The organism is Roseateles sp. P5_E1, assembly GCF_054049335.1.
The window spans coordinates 1-718 of record NZ_JBFUMN010000190.1; the positions used below are offsets into that span (position 1 = coordinate 1).

At 69.3% G+C, this 718-nt stretch carries 1 protein-coding gene; it reads right to left on the bottom strand.

What is annotated here, in order from left to right:
- Positions 1–20: 20 nt before the first annotated feature.
- The coding region (locus ACXJKJ_RS30535; protein ID WP_457395191.1) for an aminotransferase class III-fold pyridoxal phosphate-dependent enzyme at positions 21–718 on the bottom strand (698 nt) is incomplete at its 5' end.

Genomic DNA, 718 nt, shown 5'->3' on the forward strand with positions numbered 1-718 from the left:
GGTGTCGATATGGCACCGGGTCATGCGCATGCAACGGCCTCCTCGATTGCAGCCAGGGTGGTCTGGGCCAGCAGGTCCAGGTGTTCGTCTTCCACGCAGTACGGCGGCATCCAGTACAGCACGTTGCCCAGCGGCCGCAGCACCACCCCACGCTTGAGCGCGGCCGTATAGGCGTGCAGCCCCACCCGCGCCTCGGCGGGGAAGGGCGTGCGTTTGTCGCCATTGCGGGTCAGTTCGAAGGCCACCACCATCCCGGCCTGGCGCACATCGGCCACGTGCGGGTGGTCATTGAACGGAGCGGCCAGTGTGCGCATCACCTCGGCGGTGCTGCGGTTGCGCGCGATCACGTCTTCGCCGGCGAAGATGTCCAGCGTSGCCAGYGCGGCGGCGCAGGCCAGCGGATTGCCGGTGTAGCTGTGCGAGTGCAGGAACGCGCGCTCGCGCGAATCGTCCAGGAACGCGTCGTACAGCGCCTGGGTGGCCAGCACCGCCGACAGCGGCAGGAACCCGCCGGTCAGGCCTTTGGACAGGCACAGCAGGTCGGGCATCACCCCGGCCGGCTCGCAGGCGAACATCGTGCCGGTGCGGCCGAAGCCGGTGGCGATCTCGTCGGCGATCAGGAACGCGCCGTTGGCATCGCACAGTGCGCGCGCGCGCTGCAGGTAGACCGGGTCGTGCATGCGCATACCGCCGGCACATTGCAGGCGCGGTTCCAGGA